At 68.9% G+C, this 19,196-nt stretch carries 12 protein-coding genes; 5 read left to right on the forward strand and 7 right to left on the reverse strand.

The genetic code is table 11. From position 1 onward, the window contains the following. Positions 1-19 precede the first annotated feature (19 nt). The 5 genes from acsA to AzCIB_RS05085 are packed head-to-tail and all read left to right on the forward strand — an operon-like array spanning position 20 to position 5,224. On the forward strand, positions 20-1,783 hold the full coding sequence (acsA, locus tag AzCIB_RS05065) for an acetate--CoA ligase (protein WP_050414894.1): 1,764 nt from the start codon (positions 20-22) through the stop codon (positions 1,781-1,783). Continuing rightward, entirely contained in the window at positions 1,780-2,784 is a 1,005-nt protein-coding gene (pdhA, locus tag AzCIB_RS05070; RefSeq protein ID WP_050414895.1) for a pyruvate dehydrogenase (acetyl-transferring) E1 component subunit alpha, read from the forward strand. Before acsA ends, pdhA begins: the two co-directional genes overlap by 4 nt. Beyond that, entirely contained in the window at positions 2,781-3,764 is a 984-nt protein-coding gene (locus tag AzCIB_RS05075) for an alpha-ketoacid dehydrogenase subunit beta (protein ID WP_050414896.1), read from the forward strand. Before pdhA ends, AzCIB_RS05075 begins: the two co-directional genes overlap by 4 nt. Continuing rightward, entirely contained in the window at positions 3,757-4,929 is a 1,173-nt protein-coding gene (locus AzCIB_RS05080) for a dihydrolipoamide acetyltransferase family protein (protein WP_050414897.1), read from the forward strand. The genes AzCIB_RS05075 and AzCIB_RS05080 overlap by 8 nt, the downstream gene beginning before the upstream one ends. A gap of 43 nt (positions 4,930-4,972) precedes the next feature. Beyond that, positions 4,973-5,224 (forward strand): acyl carrier protein, encoded by a 252-nt coding sequence (locus tag AzCIB_RS05085; protein ID WP_050414898.1) that lies wholly within the window; start codon positions 4,973-4,975, stop codon positions 5,222-5,224. A 106-nt stretch (positions 5,225-5,330) separates the two neighbouring features. On the opposite strand, the gene AzCIB_RS05090 is transcribed toward AzCIB_RS05085, so the two are convergent. The 7 genes from AzCIB_RS05090 to AzCIB_RS05120 form a co-directional block, all read right to left on the reverse strand. Then, a complete protein-coding gene (locus AzCIB_RS05090) occupies positions 5,331-5,711 on the reverse strand; it encodes an Hsp20/alpha crystallin family protein (protein ID WP_050414899.1) in 381 nt (126 codons plus the stop codon). Between the two features lie 13 nt (positions 5,712-5,724). Next, positions 5,725-6,165, reverse strand: coding sequence for an Hsp20/alpha crystallin family protein (locus AzCIB_RS05095; protein WP_050414900.1), 441 nt, complete (start codon positions 6,163-6,165; stop codon positions 5,725-5,727). Positions 6,166-6,313: 148 nt separating this feature from the next. Then, the gene (locus AzCIB_RS05100; RefSeq protein WP_050414901.1) at positions 6,314-6,883 is read right to left on the reverse strand and encodes a carbonic anhydrase; all 570 of its coding nucleotides are present in this window, start codon (positions 6,881-6,883) and stop codon (positions 6,314-6,316) included. 134 nt (positions 6,884-7,017) lie between these two features. After that, positions 7,018-12,825 (reverse strand): DUF7379 domain-containing protein, encoded by a 5,808-nt coding sequence (locus AzCIB_RS05105; protein WP_050414902.1) that lies wholly within the window; start codon positions 12,823-12,825, stop codon positions 7,018-7,020. A gap of 62 nt (positions 12,826-12,887) precedes the next feature. Then, the gene (locus AzCIB_RS05110; RefSeq protein ID WP_050414903.1) at positions 12,888-13,682 is read right to left on the reverse strand and encodes a caspase family protein; all 795 of its coding nucleotides are present in this window, start codon (positions 13,680-13,682) and stop codon (positions 12,888-12,890) included. 205 nt (positions 13,683-13,887) lie between these two features. Further along, positions 13,888-14,838, reverse strand: coding sequence for a chitosanase (locus AzCIB_RS05115; protein WP_050414904.1), 951 nt, complete (start codon positions 14,836-14,838; stop codon positions 13,888-13,890). A gap of 63 nt (positions 14,839-14,901) precedes the next feature. Beyond that, a complete protein-coding gene (locus AzCIB_RS05120; protein ID WP_050414905.1) occupies positions 14,902-18,945 on the reverse strand; it encodes an EAL domain-containing protein in 4,044 nt (1,347 codons plus the stop codon). Positions 18,946-19,196: the final 251 nt, after the last annotated feature.

Raw genomic sequence — 19,196 nt, forward strand, 5'->3', positions numbered from 1 at the left:
CGCAACGGAGGAGGGAGTGATGGAGCGAACTTCGATCATCCGCAAGACGGCGGAGCTTCGAACCCGGCCGAACCTCGTCGATTACGAGGCGACCCGCCGCGGCTTCGACTGGAATGTCGCGCACGAGGCGCTCGCAGGCCTGCCCGGCGGTGCGCTGAACATCGCCTACGAGACGGTCGTGCGCCACGCCGGAGGACGGCTGCGCGACCATCTGGCGTTCCGCTTCCTCGGCCAGAGCGGCGCGGTGCGCGACCTCAGCTACGGCGATCTCGCGTCACTTACGGCACGTTTCGCCAACGTGCTGCGCGGGCTCGATGTCGTGCGCGGCGAGCGCGTGTTCGTGCTCACCGGACGCATTCCTGAGCTCTATGCCGCGGTGCTCGGCGGCCTGCGTGCCGGCTGCGCGGTGTCGCCGCTGTTCTCGGCCTTCGGGCCGGAGCCGATCGCCACGCGCCTGAACCTCGGACAGGGGGCGGTGCTGGTGACGACCGAGTCGCTGTACCAGCGCAAGGTCGCGAAGATCCGCGGCGAGCTGACGACGCTGCGCCATGTGCTCCTGGTGTCGGACGACGGTGCTCCAACCGACGTCCCCGGTACGCACGACCTCGGACGCCTGATGGCGGCGGCCTCGGACGACTTCCCGACCGTGCCGACGCGGCCCGACGAGCTTGCGCTGCTGCATTTCACGAGCGGCACGACGGGCACGCCCAAGGGCGCGATGCACGTGCATGGCGCCGTCGCGACGCACTGGGCGACCGGCCTCTACGCGCTCGACCTGCACCCGGACGACGTGTACTGGTGCACCGCCGACCCGGGCTGGGTCACCGGCACCTCCTACGGCATCATCGCGCCGCTGCTGCACGGCGTGACCTCCATCGTCGACGAGGGCGACTTCGACGCCGAGCGCTGGTACCGCATCCTGCACGAGCAAAAGGTGAGCGTCTGGTACACCGCGCCGACCGCGATCCGCATGCTGATGAAGGCCGGCCCGGAACTGGCGAAGCGCTTCACGTTCCCGAATCTGCGCTTCGTCGCGAGCGTCGGCGAACCGCTCAACCCCGAGGCCGTGTGGTGGGGCAAGGAGGTGCTGGGCCTGCCGATCCACGACAACTGGTGGCAGACCGAAACGGGCGGGATCATGATCGCCAACGTGCCGGCGCTGGACATCAAGCCGGGCTCGATGGGCCGGCCGCTGCCGGGCGTCGAGGCCGCGATCGTGCGCGAGGGCAAGGACGGCGTCGTCGAGGTGATCGAGGAGCCCGACGTCGAAGGCGAGCTCGCGCTGCTGCGCGGCTGGCCGTCGATGCTGCGCGGCTACCTGAACAACGAGGAGCGTTACCGCAAGTGCTTCTCGGGCGTGTGGTACCTGACCGGCGACCTCGCGCGGCGCGACGCCGACGGCTACTTCTGGTTCGTCGGGCGCAAGGACGACGTGATCAAGTCGGCCGGCCACCTGATCGGCCCCTTCGAGGTCGAAAGCGCGCTGATGGAGCATCCGGCGGTCGCGGAGGCCGGCGTGATCGGCAAGCCGGACGAGATGGTCGGCGAGATCGTGAAGGCTTTCGTGTCGTTGAAGAAGGGATTCGAGCCGAGCGAGGCGCTGCGCATGGAACTCCTCGCGCACGCGCGCAGGAAACTCGGCGCTGCCGTGGCGCCGAAGGAGATCGACTTCGCCACGACGCTGCCGCGCACGCGCAGCGGCAAGATCATGCGCCGGCTGCTGAAGGCGCGCGAGCTGGGCCTGCCGGAAGGCGACACCTCGACGCTGGAGGGCGGCGCATGAGCGCGACCAGACGCAAGCCTGCTGCACCCGCCGCCGAGCGGCCGTTCAAAGTGCAGCTGCTCGCGGACATGCTGCGCATCCGCCGCATGGAGGAGAAATGCGCGGAGCTCTATGGTGCGCAGAAGATCCGCGGCTTCCTGCACCTCTACATCGGCGAGGAGGCCTGCGCGACCGGCGGGATGCATGCGCTCGACGCGGACGACAACGTCGTCGCGACCTACCGCGAGCACGGTCATGCGCTGCTGCGCGGCGTGCCGATGGACGCGATCATGGCCGAGATGTTCGGCAAGGCGGCCGGCTGCTCGCGCGGACGCGGCGGCTCGATGCACCTCTTCGACGTCGCGCGGCGGTTCTACGGCGGCAACGCGATCGTCGGCGGCGGCCTGCCGCTGGCGGTGGGGCTCGCGCTCGCAGACCGGATGTTGGGCATCCGCCGCGTGACGGCGTGCTTCTTCGGTGAGGGGGCGGTCGCCGAGGGCGCGTTCCACGAAGGCATGAACCTCGCCGCGCTGTGGCGGCTGCCGGTGCTCTTCCTGTGCGAGAACAACCTGTACGCGATGGGCACCGCGCTGGATCGTTCGGAGTCGCAGACCGAGCTGTGCGTGAAGGCAGCGAGCTACAAGGTGCCGACGCTGAAGGCGGACGGGATGGACGTGCGGGCGGTGCACGAGGCGACGTGCCGCGCCGCGCAGCAGGTGCGCGAGGAGGGCGGCCCCTTCTTCGTCGAGTTCCGCACCTTCCGTTTCCGCGCGCACTCGATGTTCGACCCCGAGCTCTACCGCGGCAAGGCCGAGGTCGAGGAATGGAAGAAGCGTGGGCCGATCCACAGCTTTTCGGCGCAGTTGAAGGCGGCGGGCGAGCTGACCGAGGACGGCTTCCTCGAACTCGACGCGGAAGCCGAGGCGGAGGTCGCCGCTGCGGTCGCGTTCGCCGAGGCCGCGCCGTGGGAGCCGGTCGAAGACCTGCTGCGCGACGTCACGACACCGGGAGCGACGCGATGAGGATCAGCTATCGCGAGGCGATGCGCCAGGCGCTGCACGATGCGCTCGCCAGTGACCCGCGCGTCTTCCTGATGGGCGAGGACGTGGGCCGCTACGGCGGCACCTACGCGGTGTCCAAGGGCTTCTACGACGAGTTCGGACCCGAGCGCATCCGCGACACGCCGCTTTCCGAGCTGGGTTTCGTCGGCGCCGGCATCGGCGCGGCGCTGGGCGGCATGCGACCGATCGTCGAGGTCATGACGGTGAATTTCAGCCTGCTCGCGCTCGACCAGATCGTGAACAACGCCGCGCTGCTGCGCCACATGTCGGGCGGGCAGGTGTCGGTGCCGCTGGTGATCCGCATGGCGACCGGCGCGGGACGCCAGCTCGCGGCCCAGCACTCGCACAGCCTGGAGAACTGGTACGCGCACATCCCCGGCATCCGCGTGCTCGCGCCGGCGACGATCGCCGACGCGCGCGGCATGCTCGCGCCCGCGCTCGCCGATCCCGATCCCGTCGTGATTTTCGAGCATGCGCAGCTCTACAACATGGAAGACGAGCTGCGAGATGAGCCAAATGAGGACTGGCACTGCGACATCGAGCGCGCGGCGATCCGCCGTCCCGGCAGCCAGCTGAGCCTGATCACCTACGGCGGCAGCCTGCCGAAGGCGCTCGACGCCGCGGCCGAGCTCGCGCGCGACGGCATCGACGTCGAGGTCGTCGACCTGCGCGTGCTGCGTCCGCTCGATACCGCGACCATCGCCGAGTCGGTGAGCCGCACGCACCGCGCGGTGATCGTCGACGAAGGCTGGCGCAGCGGCAGCCTCGCTGCGGAGGTCATCGCGCGCATCGTCGAGAACTGCTTCTACGACCTCGATGCGCCGCCGATGCGCGTGTGCAGCGAGGAAGTGCCGATCCCCTACGCGAAGCACATGGAGGACGCCGCGCTGCCGCAACCGGCGAAGATCGTCGCCGCGGTCCGGGAGGTGCTGAATGTTTGACTTCTCGTTGCCCTCGCTCGGCGCCGACATGGACGAGGGCAAGCTCGTCGAGTGGAAGGTGAAACCCGGCGATGCGGTGTGCAAGGGTCAGGTCGTCGCGATCGTGGACACGTCGAAAGCGGCGGTCGACGTCGAGATCTGGCAGGACGGTGTCGTGCATGCGCTGCTGATCGAGCCGGGGGAGCGGATTCCTGTCGGCACGGTGATGGCGACGCTGCTCGAACCCGGTGAAAAGGCGCCGCCGAAGGGGGCTGCGCGAGCGGGGAAACAAGCGGGCGAACGAGCTCCCGCAGCACCCGGTGCCCCGGTCGTTGAAGGCGCGCGCCTGCGTATCTCGCCGGCCGCACGCAAGCGCGCCGAGGCGCTCGGGGTGGATGTCGCCCGGCTCAAGGGTACCGGCCCGGGCGGCGCCGTGACGCTCGCCGACATCGAGGCCGCGGTGCAGCCCGGAGCGCCGAAGGCCCCCGAAACCGCGCCGGCTGCGCACCCCGAGGCCGACAGGAACGCGGAGATGCGTCGCGCGATCGCTGCGGCGATGAGCCGCTCGAAGCGCGAGATCCCGCATTACTACCTGTCCGAGACGATCCCGATGGCGCGTGCGCAGAGGTGGCTCGCGCAGGCCAACGAGGGGCGGCCGATCACCGAGCGGCTCCTGATGGCGGTCGTGCAACTGAAGGCGGTGGCGGCGGCGCTGGCGCAGTTTCCCGATCTGAACGGCTTCTTCCGCGACGGCCGCTTCGAGCCGGTGCAGGCCGCGCATATTGGTGTCGCAATCTCGCTGCGCCAGGGCGGGCTGATCGCGCCCGCACTGCACGACGTCGGCAGCAAGCCGCTCGACCAGCTGATGCGCGAGCTCGCCGATCTCGTGAAGCGCACGCGCGCGGGCTCGCTGCGCAGCTCGGAGATGTCGGATCCCACGATCACCGTGACCAACCTCGGCGAGCAGGGCGTCGATGCGGTGATGGGCGTGATCTACCCGCCGCAGGTTGCGCTCGTCGGCTTCGGCCGTATCGCTGCGCGCCCGTGGGTCGAGGTTGGCGCCCTGGTCGCGATGCCGACTGTCGTCGCGAGCCTCGCGGCGGATCACCGCGTCTCGGACGGGCACCGCGGGGCGCTCTTCCTCGCCGAACTGCGCGGGCGCCTGCAGCGGCCCGAGGAGCTGTGAGCGCGAAGAACGAAAGCGAAAAGGGTAGAAAAAGGGGAAAGCGATGGCAGATAAATACCCGGAACTGCGCGCGAACGTGATCGCGATCCTGCGCAGCATCGCGCCCGAGGTCGAGGCGGACGAGCTGCGCGACGACCGTCCGCTGCGCCAGCAGGTCGACCTCGATTCGATGGACTGGCTCAACTTCCTGATCGGGATCAGCGAGCAGCTGAAGGTGAGTATCCCCGAGGCGGACTATGGCCGCCTCGTGACGCTGGGCAACCTGCTCGACTACCTGCGCGCGAAGCTCGGTTAGCGACGTCCCGACATGACGCCGGCCCGTCCCGGGCAATTGCTCGCCCGGGACGGGCCGGCGTTGCGGGGGGAAGCCTTCGTGGGGGGAAGTCTTCGCGGGAGCAGCCTTACATCACGGCGATTTCGATCTTGCGCGGCTGCGCGTGTTCGGCCTTCGGGATGCGCAGCTTCAGTGTGCCCTGGTTGAACTCGGCCGACACTTTGTTTGCGTCGAGTTCCTTCGACAGCGTGAACATGCGGCGGTAGCGCGGCAGGTTCACTTCGGCATGTGACGATTCCATGCCCTCGGGTGCTGCGAGGCTGATCTCGCCCTCGATCGTCAGCGTGTCGCCTTCGACCTGAAGGGTCAGCTTGTCCTTCGGTACGCCCGGCAGGTCGGCGTACAGCGTGATTCCGGCGGCATCCTCGATGACGTCGACGGGCGGCAGCAGCGCCATCTCGCTGGCCGGGGTTTCGGGCTTGCGGGCGATGTTGGTGGTGTCGTTCATGTCCGGCTCCTCCTCATTCGATGCTGATGCGGCGCGGCTGGGCGGCTTGCCGGCGCTGGACGCTGACGTGCAGCACGCCGTCGCGGTACTTCGCGCTCACGGCGTTGGGGTCGGCGTCGTCGGGCAGGGTCACGACGCGGCGGAAACGTCCGGAGAAACGCTCGTCGATATGCACCGTGGCGTTGGCTTCCTTCGGCGGCATTACGCTCGCGCGCTCGCCGGCGACCGTCAGTACGCCCTTTTCGAGCTGCACGTCGATCGTCGCCGGGTCGATGCCGGGCGCAAAGGCGTAGATCTCGACGGAATGCGGCGTGTTGCCGACGTTCATCGCGGGAAAGCCGCCGCGCGCGAGACCGCGGATGCTGGGGGAGAATTCGTACGACTGCTGCATCTCGCGCTGCAGGCGATCGATTTCGGACAGCAGATCGCGGGGAAATACTGATCGGTAGAACATCATGATCCTCCTTCGGACAGGGATGGGTGTCCGCTCGCAACACCCATGTTTTCCGATATCGAGGCGGTCGGCTGGACTTCAAGTCCACATGCGGCAACGCACATGCCGAAGGAGGAGAGGAGCCGCGGCGCGGCTCCCGGGGGGAGGCTCAGGCGAAGTTGCCGAGCGCCTCGACCGAGCCGTCGAGCGCCATCAGCAGGGTCTCGATGCCGAGGCCGGGATGCTTGTCCTTGATGGCGGCGGCGAGGCGTTCCAGGTGGTCGCGATGCACCGCGGCTTCGCGCACGGGATCCGGCGCCAGGTCCTCGCCGAGAATCGCCTTGTAGGCGCCGCAGTCGCGGTGATCCATGACGACGACCTTCTGTACGTCATGGAGCTGGATCGCGACGGCGAGGTGGTCCCAGAAGGTGCGGTTCCACGCGGGGTACTTGTCGGTCAGCGCGCCGAGCGAGGCGCCGGCGAGCACGATGTGGTCGTACTTGTGCGTGAGGCCGCGGCCCGCCATGTATTGCTCGACGCTGTCCATGAGGCGGAAATCCATGCAGGTGAGCAACAGGATGTCGGTGTGGCCTCCGGCGAGGGCGGGGCGGCTTTGCGAGACGGTGCCGAGCAAGGCGACACCGGCGGCGAGCGTGGCGCGCGTGAGGAAGTTGCGGCGGGTGCCGGAGTGATTTTCGCCGTGGGCGTGCGTGCAGTTGCAGTGGTCGTGAGTGTCCATTGTTCGCTGTTCTTTTGATGGAGTTCGGATGGAGGCGAGCGGAATGGTATACCGCCGCAAACTTCCGAAATATCCATTAAGAATATTTAATCAGCGCTGGGGAATATCGACAATTCATTGATGCAAAACGCTTGTCAGGTCTTTTTCTTGATGCCTCTGGGATTTTTGGCGCGCGTCGGCGGCGGCAGTCCGGGGCAGTCCTGCTGGCCGAGGCTGCGCGCGAGTTCGCCCAGCACGCGGGCGTGCATCGCATCACCGGGGTGGCCGCGCAAGGCGGCGAGGCGGGCGAGCAGGCAGATCTGCTTCACGACGGAGTCGAACTTGCGCGCGCTGCGCGGCACGTTGTCGATCGCCTGCTCGTAGAGGCAGGTGAGCTTCGGGCCGTCGTCAGCACCGATTCCCGCAAGGAGCAGCGCGGCGAGTTCGGCGTCGGCCGGCTTCACCGCGTCGAAGAAGTCGCCGCTGCGTGCGAACAGTGCGCGCGCCGCCTCGGCGCACATGGCCGCCTGTTCGGTCGCGCGCTTGCGCGCGGCGTCGGCGTCGGCTTCGAGCAGCAGCCAGTCGAGCTGCAGGCGGTTGATCATGAGGTAGGGATCAAAGCCGGCATCGCCCGGAGTGCCCTCGGCGCCGGCGTACGCCTCGCGTGCGCGCGCCAATGCCGCGCGGACACTCGGCCAGTCGCCGTTCTGCGCGGCGAGCACTGCCGCCTCGCGCTTGAGGGCGCTGCCGAGCAGGGCGCTGCGTTCGGCGTTCGACGGCATGGGGGTCGTACCGGGCGGCATCGGCTTCGCCAGCGCGATGAGGCTGTCGAGGCGCGCGATGGCGGATTCGATCAGGGTCGTATCGCCCCGCGTCTCGCCCATGCGGGCTTCGAGGTTGGCAAGCTGTTCGACGATGCGCACGGGCACGCGTCCGCTGCGGTCTTCGCCGGCGAGCGCTAGGCAATAGGCGGTGCAGGCGCGTTCGAAGCCTTCGGTGCCGAGTTCGGCATAGGTCGCGCCGATGGCGGCCTGCACTTCGGGCAGATCCTTCCACGCGGCTGGAACATGCACGAGGATGGCCGCGATATGACGCCCCACGTCGGCGACGCTGCGTGTCCGGTGCGACAGGTCGACGCGCAGGCGCGCGAAGGTGTCGACGAGGGCGACGGGCGAGACGATGTCGGTGGGGACCCGCGCCGTGCCTTCGTCGGCGGGGGCTTCGAGCATGTAGTGCGGATCGCCGTAGGCCTGGTAGGCGCCCCAGGTGTTGTACTGCGGAAACTGCTCCCATGCGCTCTTGCGGGCGGTGAAGACGGCCGGGCCGAAGGGTTTGCCGTCGCGCACGAAGCTTTCGAAGAAGCTCGTCGCGAAGAGGCGGGCGGCCTCGTCATTCACCTGCCAGCCGGCCGCGACGACGCAGCGCACGCCGATCTCGATCAGTTCGCATGCGATGCTGTAGGCGAGGCGGTTCGCCGTGTCGGGCGCCGCCGACATCGCGCCGAGGTGGCAGCAGTTGAGGAACACGAGTTCGGGCACGACTTCGAGCTGCGATACCTCCGCGGCGGTAAGCAGCATGCCGTCGGACAGGACGACGCCGGTGCGTTGCGTGCCGTCGCGCGCCGTGGCTTCGAACACGCCGTGGGCGGCGACGACGAGCACCTTGCACGGCTGGCGGAAGAGGCGTGCGAACACGTCGAGCGCCTCGATGCCTTCGCCGTAGTTGACGTCATAGCCGCACTCGCCGAGCAGGTCGCGGATGGCCGCGCCTTCGGCCACCGCACCGGGCAGATCGGGCAGATGGTCGTCCTGCGGCGCGGGCAGCGGTCGCGACGGATCGCCGAACTGGCCGTAGTAGCCGTGGGTGGACGGGTTGGTAATCACGCACGCGACCTTGCGCGTGATGCTGAGCGGGTTGCGGCGGAAACGCGCAGAGGCGAACTGGCGCACGATCGCCGTTTTGAGCGCCATCGGCTGCTCGTCGGCCTGCAGCATCTCCCACGGCAGGTTCGCGGTGTAGGCGTCGACGACGAGGACGAGCTGTTCGGTTTCGCGCGCGGCCGCCTTGAAATCCAGCGGCACCATCAACTGGAACAGCGTACGCGACAGGTCGGCGTTGTAGTGGTCCTGGGTGATCGCGTTGCGCACCAGTGCTTCGATGAGTCCGGGCTGGCGCTGGTGCACGACGCTTTCGGCGCGCGAGCGTTCGGATAGCATCACGTACTTCAGCCGTGTGGCGATTGCACGGCTGCCGCTTGCGGGGGCCGGCGTGCCACCTTCCGCAGGTCCGTCGTCCGCGGTGACGAGCATGCGTGGCCAGTAGCCGAAGGGGGCGAACACCGACAGGCGCGGGCGCGCGCCTTCGCCCTCGTTGAGCTGCTCGGCGACGTCGATGCGCGACTCCAGGCGGCGCAGGTCGCCGGCCATGCGTGCGGGCAGCTGGCGCACCGCGCGCGCGGCGCTGATCGCGGTGTCCATGAACAGTTCGATCAGTTCCAGTCGCGCGACCCGTAGCCGCGTGAGCGGCATCGCCTCGGCGAACTGGCGGTTGGCGGCGAGCACGCCGCGCACGATGGATTCGATGGAGTCGTCGACGCTGATGTGGGCGGTGGAGTTGTAGCCGATCAGCAGGCTCGCGAGCGTGAGCTCGGTGTCGACCTCGCCCTCGCCTTCGCTGTCACCCTCGGTGCCCTGGCGGTCGTGCGAATGGAGCAGGTAGCGCAGGACGCCGGCACGCACGGTCTCGGTGATGTCGGCCGCGGACAGCTGACCGAATCGCCCCAGACCGACGATCACGGCGCCGCGCCCGGTGCCGCGCAGGCGGTCTTCCCGGTTGCGCGCCTGCAGCACGATGGCCGCCGAGCCGATTTCGCCCGCATAGACGCCGAGCCGTTCGCGCTGGCGCAGGGCGCCGTCGACCAAGGCGTCGTTGATCGCGGCCTCGGCGCCGGCGATCCCGTCGCCCTGGTAGTGGCCGCACAGGATGGGCTGGCGCGCGAAGCGCAGGTCCATCGCGCTGACCGAGACCTGCAGCGGATGGATCGCCGACACCGGGCGGCGGCGGCGCGGACGGGTGCCGACGAGGCTGCAGACGAGTTCCTCCTCGGTTGGCAGCACGGGCGGCGGGGCGTCGTAGATGGCGATCGGGGCGGCGGCGCCGCGTGCGGCGGGCAGGCGGCCGAGGCGGCTCGTGCTGCCGGTCTGCAGCAGGTCCGTGACGGCGGGGAAGTGGTCCTCGGTGCCGGTCAGCGCGCCGTGGTCGACCGGCATGTACCAGTGCTGCTCGGCCGGCAGGTTCGCGAGTCGCCCGGCTGCCCAGCTCACCGAGCCGTCACCCTGCGGCGTGCCGATCATCTTGATCTGGTCGCCTTCGATCGTGGTGCCGCAGGGGGTGTTCTCGGCCTGGCCGAAGACGTAGATCACGCGTTCGACCGGCTGCGGTGCGTCGTTCGTCGCGAGCGGCCCCTCCCACAGTCCGCGGGCGGCGGCGAGCGTGGCATTGCTGGGCTGTCCGGCGATGCCGTCGCCGAACCAGCGGTCGCGGTTGGCCTTGGCGGCGGACGGCCAGACGGGCGCGCGCAGCCAGTCGGCGTGCAGCGTCGGTCCCGCGTCCTCGAAGCCGGGGCGCGGCAGCAGCTGCATCGCACCGGGGAAGCCCGCGACGATGTCGAGCACGCCTTGCATGCCGTGGCCGAGGTCCATGCGTGCGAGCTTGCGCATCGTGCCGGACTTGCCGAGCAGGGTCTCGACCATGAGGTGCGAGCCGCTATTGGGCGTGCCCAGCATCACCAGGCGGCCACCGGGGCGGCGCACGAGCTCCGCCCACAGGTCGGGGTGAGTCGCGATCATCGTGCGGCACACGAGGCCGCCCATGCTGTGCGCGAGCAGGCGCACGGGCTGGTTGGGGTGCGTCTTCAGCGCCTGCTGAAGGGTGTCGGCGAGGCGTTCGGCTGCGCCATCCGGGGCATGGATGGGCTTGCGCCAGTCGTAGGGGAAGCGGATGACGGTGTGCGTTGCTTCGAGATGCTCGGCAAGGTCGCCGTAGAACATGTCGAAGAGCGCTTCTTCGCTTACGGCGGTCTTGTCCATCGCGATCTTCGCGAGGCCGCCGGTCGCGAGGTCGAGGAAGTCGAACCACACGCGGTCGCCGTCGCCGGCCTTGCGTCCTTCCTTGCGCACCTCGAGGTGCGAACCCATGATGCCCGGCAGGAAGATCACGACCGGGCGGCTGTCCGGGCGCGGTGTCTCGCGCAATGCCGCACGGCTGGCGGCGCGTTCGCGCGCCTCGGCGGCGCCGGGTTCGCGACGGCGGGCGATGGCGCTGAACGTGGGCAGGGCCGCCGGGTCGTTGCTCGTGAGCCAGTCGCGCAGCGCGGTGCGGGTATGGCGGTTGGCGAAGTAGCTGAAGTGATTGACCGAGGCGCCCTGGTCGAAGAGGTAGCGCGCCTCGTTGCGCATCGCGAGGCCGGCGTACATCGAGTCGGTGTCGACGACGAGGTCGTTGTCGTGGCGGTCGAACAGCATCCAGTCGGTGAACATCACCCCAAGGCGCTTCAGTACGCTGGTTTCCTGGATGTCGCCGCTGATGACGGCCATCGCGATGCCCTGCTTGCGCTGCGCGGTCGCGAGCAGCGGGCCCATCGGTGCGTCGGTGAGCATCGCCTCGATGCCGGGGACGAGACGCGCATCGACGCGCTTGTCGGCGATCTCCAGCACGATGCGCTTGAACGCCGACAGCACCGCGCCGCCGGCCGGGCCGGTCACGGCGCCGACGAGCCGGGCGGTGAGGCTCAGCAGCCCGGAAAGGAACAGGTCGAGGTTGTCGGAGAGCAGCGTCGTGCCGCGTGCGGGGCAGGCGACGCGCACGTAGCGTTCGATGCGGAAGTTCTTGTCCGCAAGCTCCTGGCGCAGCGCGCGCAGCGTGTCCTGCTCGCGCGCGGTGAGGACGTCGCGCAGGCGTTTTTCGCGTTCGGATTCGCCCGCGTTGGGCGGTGCGGCGTGGCGATAGGCGGCGATCGCATCGTCGCCCAGGCCCGCGAGGCACAGCAGGTCGCCGACGAGACCGCCGCGCGAATGCGTGACGACGGACAGCCGGGCGTCGGCGGGCAGGGTGCGAGCGAGCTGCAGCGCGTTGTCGATCGGGCTTTCGGAGAAGGTGCGGTGCTCGAAGCCGAAGATGCGCTCGCCGAAGCGGTGTGCGAGCGGTTCCCAGTCGGCGGCGGCGCTGCCGGCGCGCAGATCCTTGAAGCTTCCCAGCGTGTGTGAGGCGGTGCCGTGGATGAAGAGCAGCGTCGGCGCGTCGCCGATCGCGGCGAGGCGCGGGTCGTTGGCGGTGCAGCGGTCGGCGCCCGCGAGGCCGTCGCCGTCGCGCCACTGGTAGAGCCCCGGTTCCCCCGCGAGGCGGCTTTCGATCGCCCACATCAGCGCCTTGGTGCCCAGCCACGACGCGCCGGGCGCCGCTAGATCCTCGCTGCGCTCGCCCAGCCAGTCCTGCAGCCATTCCAGCGCTTTGTCGCGTGCGGCATCGGCGATCGCGTCGTGCCCCAGCGTGAGCACCGACACGCCCGACCACAGCCAGTCCGGAATGCCGCGCGCGGCCGCGGACGGGTCGCGCAGGGCGGCGAAGTCGATCGAGCCGTCGGCACGCACGGCGTCGGGTTGCACCCGCGCGAGGTCTTCCCTGAGCTTGTCGGCGCGGATGAAGACGGTGGTGCCGTCGCCCGCCTCCAGTGCGAGCAGGCTGTCCTCGCGCAGGCGCGCGTCGGTTGCCGCAGCCGCGTCGCGCCCGGGCGCGGTCAGGGCATACGCGGCTTGCACCGCGACGACGCCGTCGAGAAAGGGATCGGGCGCCGCCGCGCCGCCCGCGCGCGTGGCGGCCTTCAGCGCGCCGGGCAGGGTGTCGGCCTCGCGCGGCACCCCAGGCAGGTGGAGGACGAGTTCACTCGGTTTGCGCGGTGCCGGCATCCGGGCCTCCTGCGGCGGTGGGGAAGGGTGCGCGCCGGCGCTTCAAGGCCGGCGCGCGGGCGTCACGCGAAGACCTTGAAGCGGCGCGCAGTGCGGGTGCCGAAGATCTGCGGATCCTGCGGCAGGCGCGTGGAGGGCAGGTAGTTACGGATTTCCTTGAACCACTGCTCGTAGGTTGCCGTCGCGGGCAGGTTCTTCAGCGTCTTCAGCGCATAGAAGGTGAAGGCGCCGTTGGGGCGGCCGCTGAAGCTCGTGTCCCAGCTGAACTGGGTATCGAGGCAGCCCGCGAGCAGCAGGTCGCCGCCGGCGCGCGTGAAGCCGCCGGATAGCCGCGCGGGGCGCACCGTGTCCGCAGGAAGGTCGTCGCGCTTCATCCACACGGCCGGCGGCAGGAAGCGGGCGCGCGGCATGCCGGGGTCGAGATCGCTTTCATCGCCGCGCGTGACGGTGCCGGAGTGGCAGCTGTCGGAGATGAGCATGATGCGCACGCCACCGGCACGCTGGCTGAAGAGGTCGTGCAGTTCGTCGTCGAGCAGGGCATTGCCGCTGCCGATGTCCCACGGGCACAAGGCTTCGTCGCGTGCGTCGGGCTCGTCGCCATCGGCGTCGGGCAGCCAGGTGCCGTGGCCGGAATAGGTGAGCACGATCGTGTCGCCCTTCGCCGCGCCCGTGACCAGGGTGTCGATGGCCTGCACCATCGCCGCCTTGGTCGCCGCGGAATCGAGCAGGCGGGTCACCGAGAAGCCGCGTTCGGTGAGGGCGGCGGCCCAGTCGTTGGCGTCATTGACGCAGCCGGAGAGGTCGCTGTCGGTGCCGGGGTAGTTGTTGATGCCGATGCAGAGCGCGCGTCTTGCCATGAGATTCTCCTTCGGGTCCGGAGCATCCCCGCCTCCCGCGGCGGCACCTTGCCGGCCGCATTTCGGAGCGATGCGGACGGAATCGGGCGCGACCTTTCTGTCGGGGTATGCGGGCTGCCGCTCACGGGACGGAGCGGTGCCGCGCACTTATTCTGTTTAATTATCTGTTTAGAGGTCGCTCACTTATTTGTCAAACCGGTCTTTTTCAAACCGGCAGATCGTCGAACGAGCACAGCCGTGCAACTTGCGCGATGTCGGCGACGCCGGTCGCGGGAAGGCCGTTCTTCGTCTGCCAGGCCTTGATGCAGCGCGCGCTGGTCTGGCCGAAGAGGCCGTCGGCCTTGATGTCGACGCCGCGCAGCGACAGGCCCAGCTGGATGCGGCGCACGTCGAGCCCGCGCATGATCGGCGAGCCGACCGACACCGCGCGCGAACCCGGCGCCGGGCCGTCGAAGCAGCCGTGGGGCAGGGCGGCCAGCGTCGCGGGCGAGATCTCGGCGCTGCGCACGACCAGCGGCAGCTCAAGGTTCCAGTAGCCCTGGTCGATCAGGCGCTGGAAGGCATCCATGCGATACACCGTCGGGCGCAGGTCGGCGCGCGCGTGGCCGCCGAGCCAGGCGCGCCGCGTCGCCACGTAGGCGTCGATCCACTTCCGTTCGCCCGCGTCGGCCACGCTGCCATGCGCGGCGTTGCAGCGGTCGCGCATCGCCTTCCACGCGCCGTGCACGAAGCTGTCATACACCACGGCGCAGCCCAGCGGCGAGGCGATGCCCTCGCGGGCGGCCGCCCGCATCGCCGGCTGCCAGTAGTTCGCGTCGAAGAAGGCGTCCTGCACGTCGCGCATCACCGCGTCGTCGGCGCCCGCGCGCAGGATGTTGTGCAGCGCGCCGTCGCTGTCCAGCGCGAGGTCTACAGCATCGAAGCGCGGCAGGTAGCGGTCGAGCAGCGGGGCAAATTCGGCGCCGGGTGCGGTGCAGTACTGGCGCAGCAGCTTGGCGAGGTTGCCGGAGCCGAGCGTCGTCTGCGAGCGCCCGTAGGTGAGGTGGCCGGTGTCGCCGCGGATGATCGTAACCATGCCGTAGTCGCCCAGCACCTGGCCGGTCTCGAAAAGATTGACGATGCTCTCGGCGGTCTTCTTCTGCGTGGCTGTCAGCATGGACTCGACTCCTGTCGTCGGGGAAACTCGCGGGGGATGGGAGGGGGGTGGAAGGGGCGGCGTTCAGCCGCCGGAGCCGCTCCGGTCGTCGAAACAATCGATCAGCGCGATCACCAGGTCGCGCGATGCCGTGCGGAACTTCAGGCCGGCGAGCGAGCGCCGCGCCGAGGCCTGATAGCCATGGTTATAGTCGGCGACGATCTGGCCCGCCAGTCTGTGGAAGTCCTTGTGCATGCGTGTGAGATGCCCGAGGCGGTCGGCTGCCAGGGCATCGTTGCCGTCGATCCACTGGCCCAGCTCGCACAGGCTCACCGAGCCGGCTTCGGCAACGTCCAGTGCTTCGGCGTTGGATCGTCCGCTGACGTAGGCGTTGAGCCGCTTGCGCCAGTTGAGGTGGGCCTCGATGGCCTGCTTCAGGTCCAGCCCGTGCCGCCTCCAGCCTTCCCGTTCCATGAACGCGGCCAGATCGGGCGAGCGTTCGCCGAGCAGCCGGCGCAGCCAGGCATCGACGTCGAGGTCGTCGCGGCGCAGCGCGGTGAGCAGGCGCGACTCTTCCGGGCCGAGATCGTCTACCGAGGCCAGCAGGAAGTGCTTCTGCAGCATCGCCTCGAACTCCTCGGGCGGCAGCGGCTTGCCGATGAGGTAGCCCTGCAGGAAGTCGCAGCCGAGTTCGCGCAGGAAGCTCACCTGCTCCCCGGTCTCGACGCCTTCCGCGGTGACGTGCAGCCCGAGGCTGTGGGCCATGTTGATGATGGCCTCGACGAGATGCGCGTCGTTGCGGTCGTCCGGGCAGTCGCTGATGAAGCTGCGGTCGATCTTGACGATGTCGACGGGGAAGCGTTTGAGGTAGGACAGCGACGAGAAGCCGGTGCCGAAGTCGTCGAGCGCGTAGCCGATGCCCAGCGCCTTGATGTCGCGCATGCGGGCCTCCATCGATTCGCTGCCGCCCATCAGCACCGATTCGGTGATCTCGACCATGAGGCTGCCGCGGTCCATGCCGAATTCGGAGAGCACGCCGGCGATCAGGTCGGGCAGCCCGGATTCGCGGAACTGCACGCCGGACATGTTCACCGCCAGTCGCAGCGTCCCGTGCCCCTGTTCGCGCCAGGCGCGGGACTGGCGCGCGGCCTCGCGCAACGCCCATTCGCCGATGCCGATGATGAGGCCGCTGTCCTCGGCCACGGGGATGAACTCCAGCGGCGACACGGGTCCGCGTACGGGGTGGAACCAGCGTATCAGCGCCTCGGCGCCGACCAGTTCGCCGCTGTCGGAATCGACGATGGGCTGGTAGTGCAGCGAGAAGGCCTGCTGTTCGAGCGCGGTGCGCAGATCCGCCTCGAGCTGCATGCGCGCGAGGGCGTCGCTCTGCATCTCGCGGGCGTAGAACTGGAAGCGGTTCTTGCCGGCCTGCTTGGACTTGTACATCGCGATGTCCGCGTTGCGGAACAGCGTCTGCAGGTCCTCGCCGTCGTCCGGGTAGACCGTGATGCCGACGCTGCCCGACATGCGGTGCTGCATGCCGCCCAGCGAGAACGGATCGCGCAGCACGCTGACGATCTTCTCGGCGATCGCGTTCAGGTCGTCGGGCTTGGCGAGGTCGTGGATGACGATCGTGAACTCGTCGCCGCCGAAGCGCGCCACGGTGTCCTGCTCACGCACGCAGAAGGTCAGGCGGCGCGCGACTTCGACCAGCAGTTCGTCGCCGGTGTCGTGTCCCAGCGTGTCGTTGATCCACTTGAAGCCGTCGAGGTCGAGGAACAGCAGGCCGACGTGGGTGTGGTTGCGCCGCGCATGCGTCATCGCCTGGTCGAGGCGGTCCTGCAGCAGGCTGCGGTTGGCGAGGCTGGTCAGCGGGTCGAAGTTGGCCTGGCGCCAGATGGCCTCTTCCTGCTGCTTGCGCTGGGTGATGTCGTTGAACAGCGAAATGTAGCCGGTTACGGCGCCGCGGTCGTCGTAGATGGCGGAGATCGTCTGCCACTGCGGGTAGATCTCGCCGCTCTTGCGCCGGTTCCAGATCTCGGATTCCCAGCGCCCCGTTTCGGCCAGCGATTTCCACATGTTGGCGTAATAGGCCGCGTCGTGGCGCCCGGAGGCGAGCAGCGAAGGCTTGCGTCCGAGCACCTCCTCGGCGGCGTATCCGGTGATCGCGGTGAACGCCGGATTGACGGCCGTGATCACCCCATGCGCGTCGGCGGTCATGATGCCCTGGCTCGACGCGTTGAACACCACCATCGCCTGCTTCATGCGGGTCTCGATGCGCTTGCGCTCGGTGATGTCCTGCATGCTCAGCTGCAGCAGCGTGCGGTCGCCGTGGCGGAAGCTCATGCAGCGGATCTCGGCGTCCCACTCCTCGCCGTCCGGGCGGCGGTTGCGCCACTCGAACACGCTCACGCGCGTGTCCAGGCAGCGCGAGAGCTGGTCGTTGCCGGCCTCGCCCGACGGACGCCCGTCCGGCTGCACGGGCGCGGCCAGGTCGAGCGGCGAGCGGCCGATCATGCTGCGCCGGTCCGGGTAGCCGCACAGGGCCGCCGCTGCGTCGTTGCAGTCGATGAAGCGGCGCGTGCCCGGGTCCAGGATCGCCTGCGCGATGTGCGAATGCTCGAACAGGGTCTTGTTGTACGACTCGCTGTCGACCAGCGCCCGCATCGCCTCCTTCGGCGCCGACACGTCGTTCATCACGCCGACGAACTGCTGCGGCTCGCCGCCGGGGGCGAGGATGGGCGCGATGCGCAGGTCGCTCCAGTACAGCTCGCCGTTCTTGCGGCGGTTGAGGAGCTCGCCCTGCCAGCTCTCGCCCCGCAGGATCACGTTCCACAGGTCCTCATACAACTCGCGTGGCGTCTTGCCGGAGCGGAACAGCGCCGGCGTCCGCCCGAGGGCCTCGTGCGCAGGGTAGCCGGTGATGCGCGAAAACGCCGGGTTCGTGTATTCGATCGCGGAGGCGCGGTCGGTGATGACGATGCCCGAGGTGCTCGCATCGACCGCCACCTTGTACAGGTGCAGACGGTGCGCGGCGCGGCGGCGCTGTTCCAGCAGTACGCCGGCCAGCACGATCAGCAGCATCGCGATGATCTCGACGTGCATGTGCAGCAGCGTCGTCCAGCCCAGCGCGGAGCGGTCGACCACGTGATAGACGGTCCAAGGCGCGTTCTTCAGGCGTACGCCCGCCAGCAGCCAGCCGTCGTGCTCGCTGTAGCCGGTTGTCGCGACGTCGACGAGCTGCGGAAGGTGGCCGGAGAGCTCGCGTGGCAGCGTGCGGTCGACGAGGCGGACTTCCGAATCGCCCTGCTTCACGATTTCGGGATCGGCAATCAGCTGGCCCTGCTCGTTGGCGACGAACATGCGGCCGATCTCCATGCCAGGGCCGCCGAGGTAACCGTTCAGGGTCGCGAGCGTGATGTCGAGCGCGATGATGGCGCGGAAGCGACCCGCCTGATCGTATACCGGCGCCGTCACCGAACTCATCATGCCCTTGCCCGCTTCGTCGACGTAGGCCTCGCTCCAGTGCAGTGCGCGACCGGGATTGTTTTCCGGCGCGGCGCGTGTGACGACCGGATGGGTGAGCATCTCGTCGCGCCAGGTCAGGTACTTCCACTGCGCATCGAGCGGATAGATGCTGACGAAGCCCGAGCGCGACGTGTAGTACACCCACGCCGCCTGCGGAACGTTCTCGCGCACGCGCTGGAACACCGGGATCAGGTGCAGCGCGACCTCGATCTCGCGTTCCATCGGCCCGGGAAGGGCCGCGGGATCACCGCGGCCGAAGACGTAAGCGCCGAGGCCGGGCGGCAGATCGTCCGGGACGCGCGTCGTCGCGAACAGGCCCGGTTCGGGGAACACCGTGACCGCGTCGCGCAGCGGGCTGCGCGCATGGACGACCTCGTCGCGCAGCGCACGTTCCGCCTCTACGCGCAGGATTGCGACGTGATCGGTGGCGGACTTCGCCGTGGCATCGAGCGCCCCGCCCATCGCCTGCAGGCTCTCGCCGGAAAGGCGCAGCGCCGCGGCGACGCGGAAGGACCACAGCTCGTAGAAGCCGAAGCCCGCGAGCCCGATCACTGCGGCGTACGCGATGAGCACGACCCGGTTGAGCTGCGGAGCTTTCACACGCCACCTGATTCGCTGGGGGGACGACCAATCCCTTCAAATCTAACGTATTACGGTGACGGGAAGATGCGAAATGACGACCGGGCACCCAATTTCTCACGAATCGGATGTTGCGATAGTTCGGGCGGCCATTAATCCGGCAAGCAATTGCGTGATGTCAGGTTGAGAGCAGCACGGTCACTCCCTCCCCTTCAAGGGGAGGGTTGGGGTGGGGATGGGTTTAGCCTACGTCGCAGAAACCCATCCCCCTC

Origin of the sequence: Azoarcus sp. CIB (genome assembly GCF_001190925.1) — a bacterium.
Lineage (GTDB): Bacteria > Pseudomonadota > Gammaproteobacteria > Burkholderiales > Rhodocyclaceae > Aromatoleum.

Coding starts and splice junctions, on each gene's coding strand:
- acsA (WP_050414894.1), top strand. CDS start 20: ATGGAGCGAACTTCGATCATCCGCAAGACGGCGGAGCTTCGAACCCGG.
- pdhA (WP_050414895.1), top strand. CDS start 1,780: ATGAGCGCGACCAGACGCAAGCCTGCTGCACCCGCCGCCGAGCGGCCG.
- AzCIB_RS05075 (WP_050414896.1), top strand. CDS start 2,781: ATGAGGATCAGCTATCGCGAGGCGATGCGCCAGGCGCTGCACGATGCG.
- AzCIB_RS05080 (WP_050414897.1), top strand. CDS start 3,757: ATGTTTGACTTCTCGTTGCCCTCGCTCGGCGCCGACATGGACGAGGGC.
- AzCIB_RS05085 (WP_050414898.1), top strand. CDS start 4,973: ATGGCAGATAAATACCCGGAACTGCGCGCGAACGTGATCGCGATCCTG.
- AzCIB_RS05090 (WP_050414899.1), bottom strand. CDS start 5,711: ATGAACGACACCACCAACATCGCCCGCAAGCCCGAAACCCCGGCCAGC.
- AzCIB_RS05095 (WP_050414900.1), bottom strand. CDS start 6,165: ATGTTCTACCGATCAGTATTTCCCCGCGATCTGCTGTCCGAAATCGAT.
- AzCIB_RS05100 (WP_050414901.1), bottom strand. CDS start 6,883: ATGGACACTCACGACCACTGCAACTGCACGCACGCCCACGGCGAAAAT.
- AzCIB_RS05105 (WP_050414902.1), bottom strand. CDS start 12,825: ATGCCGGCACCGCGCAAACCGAGTGAACTCGTCCTCCACCTGCCTGGG.
- AzCIB_RS05110 (WP_050414903.1), bottom strand. CDS start 13,682: ATGGCAAGACGCGCGCTCTGCATCGGCATCAACAACTACCCCGGCACC.
- AzCIB_RS05115 (WP_050414904.1), bottom strand. CDS start 14,838: ATGCTGACAGCCACGCAGAAGAAGACCGCCGAGAGCATCGTCAATCTT.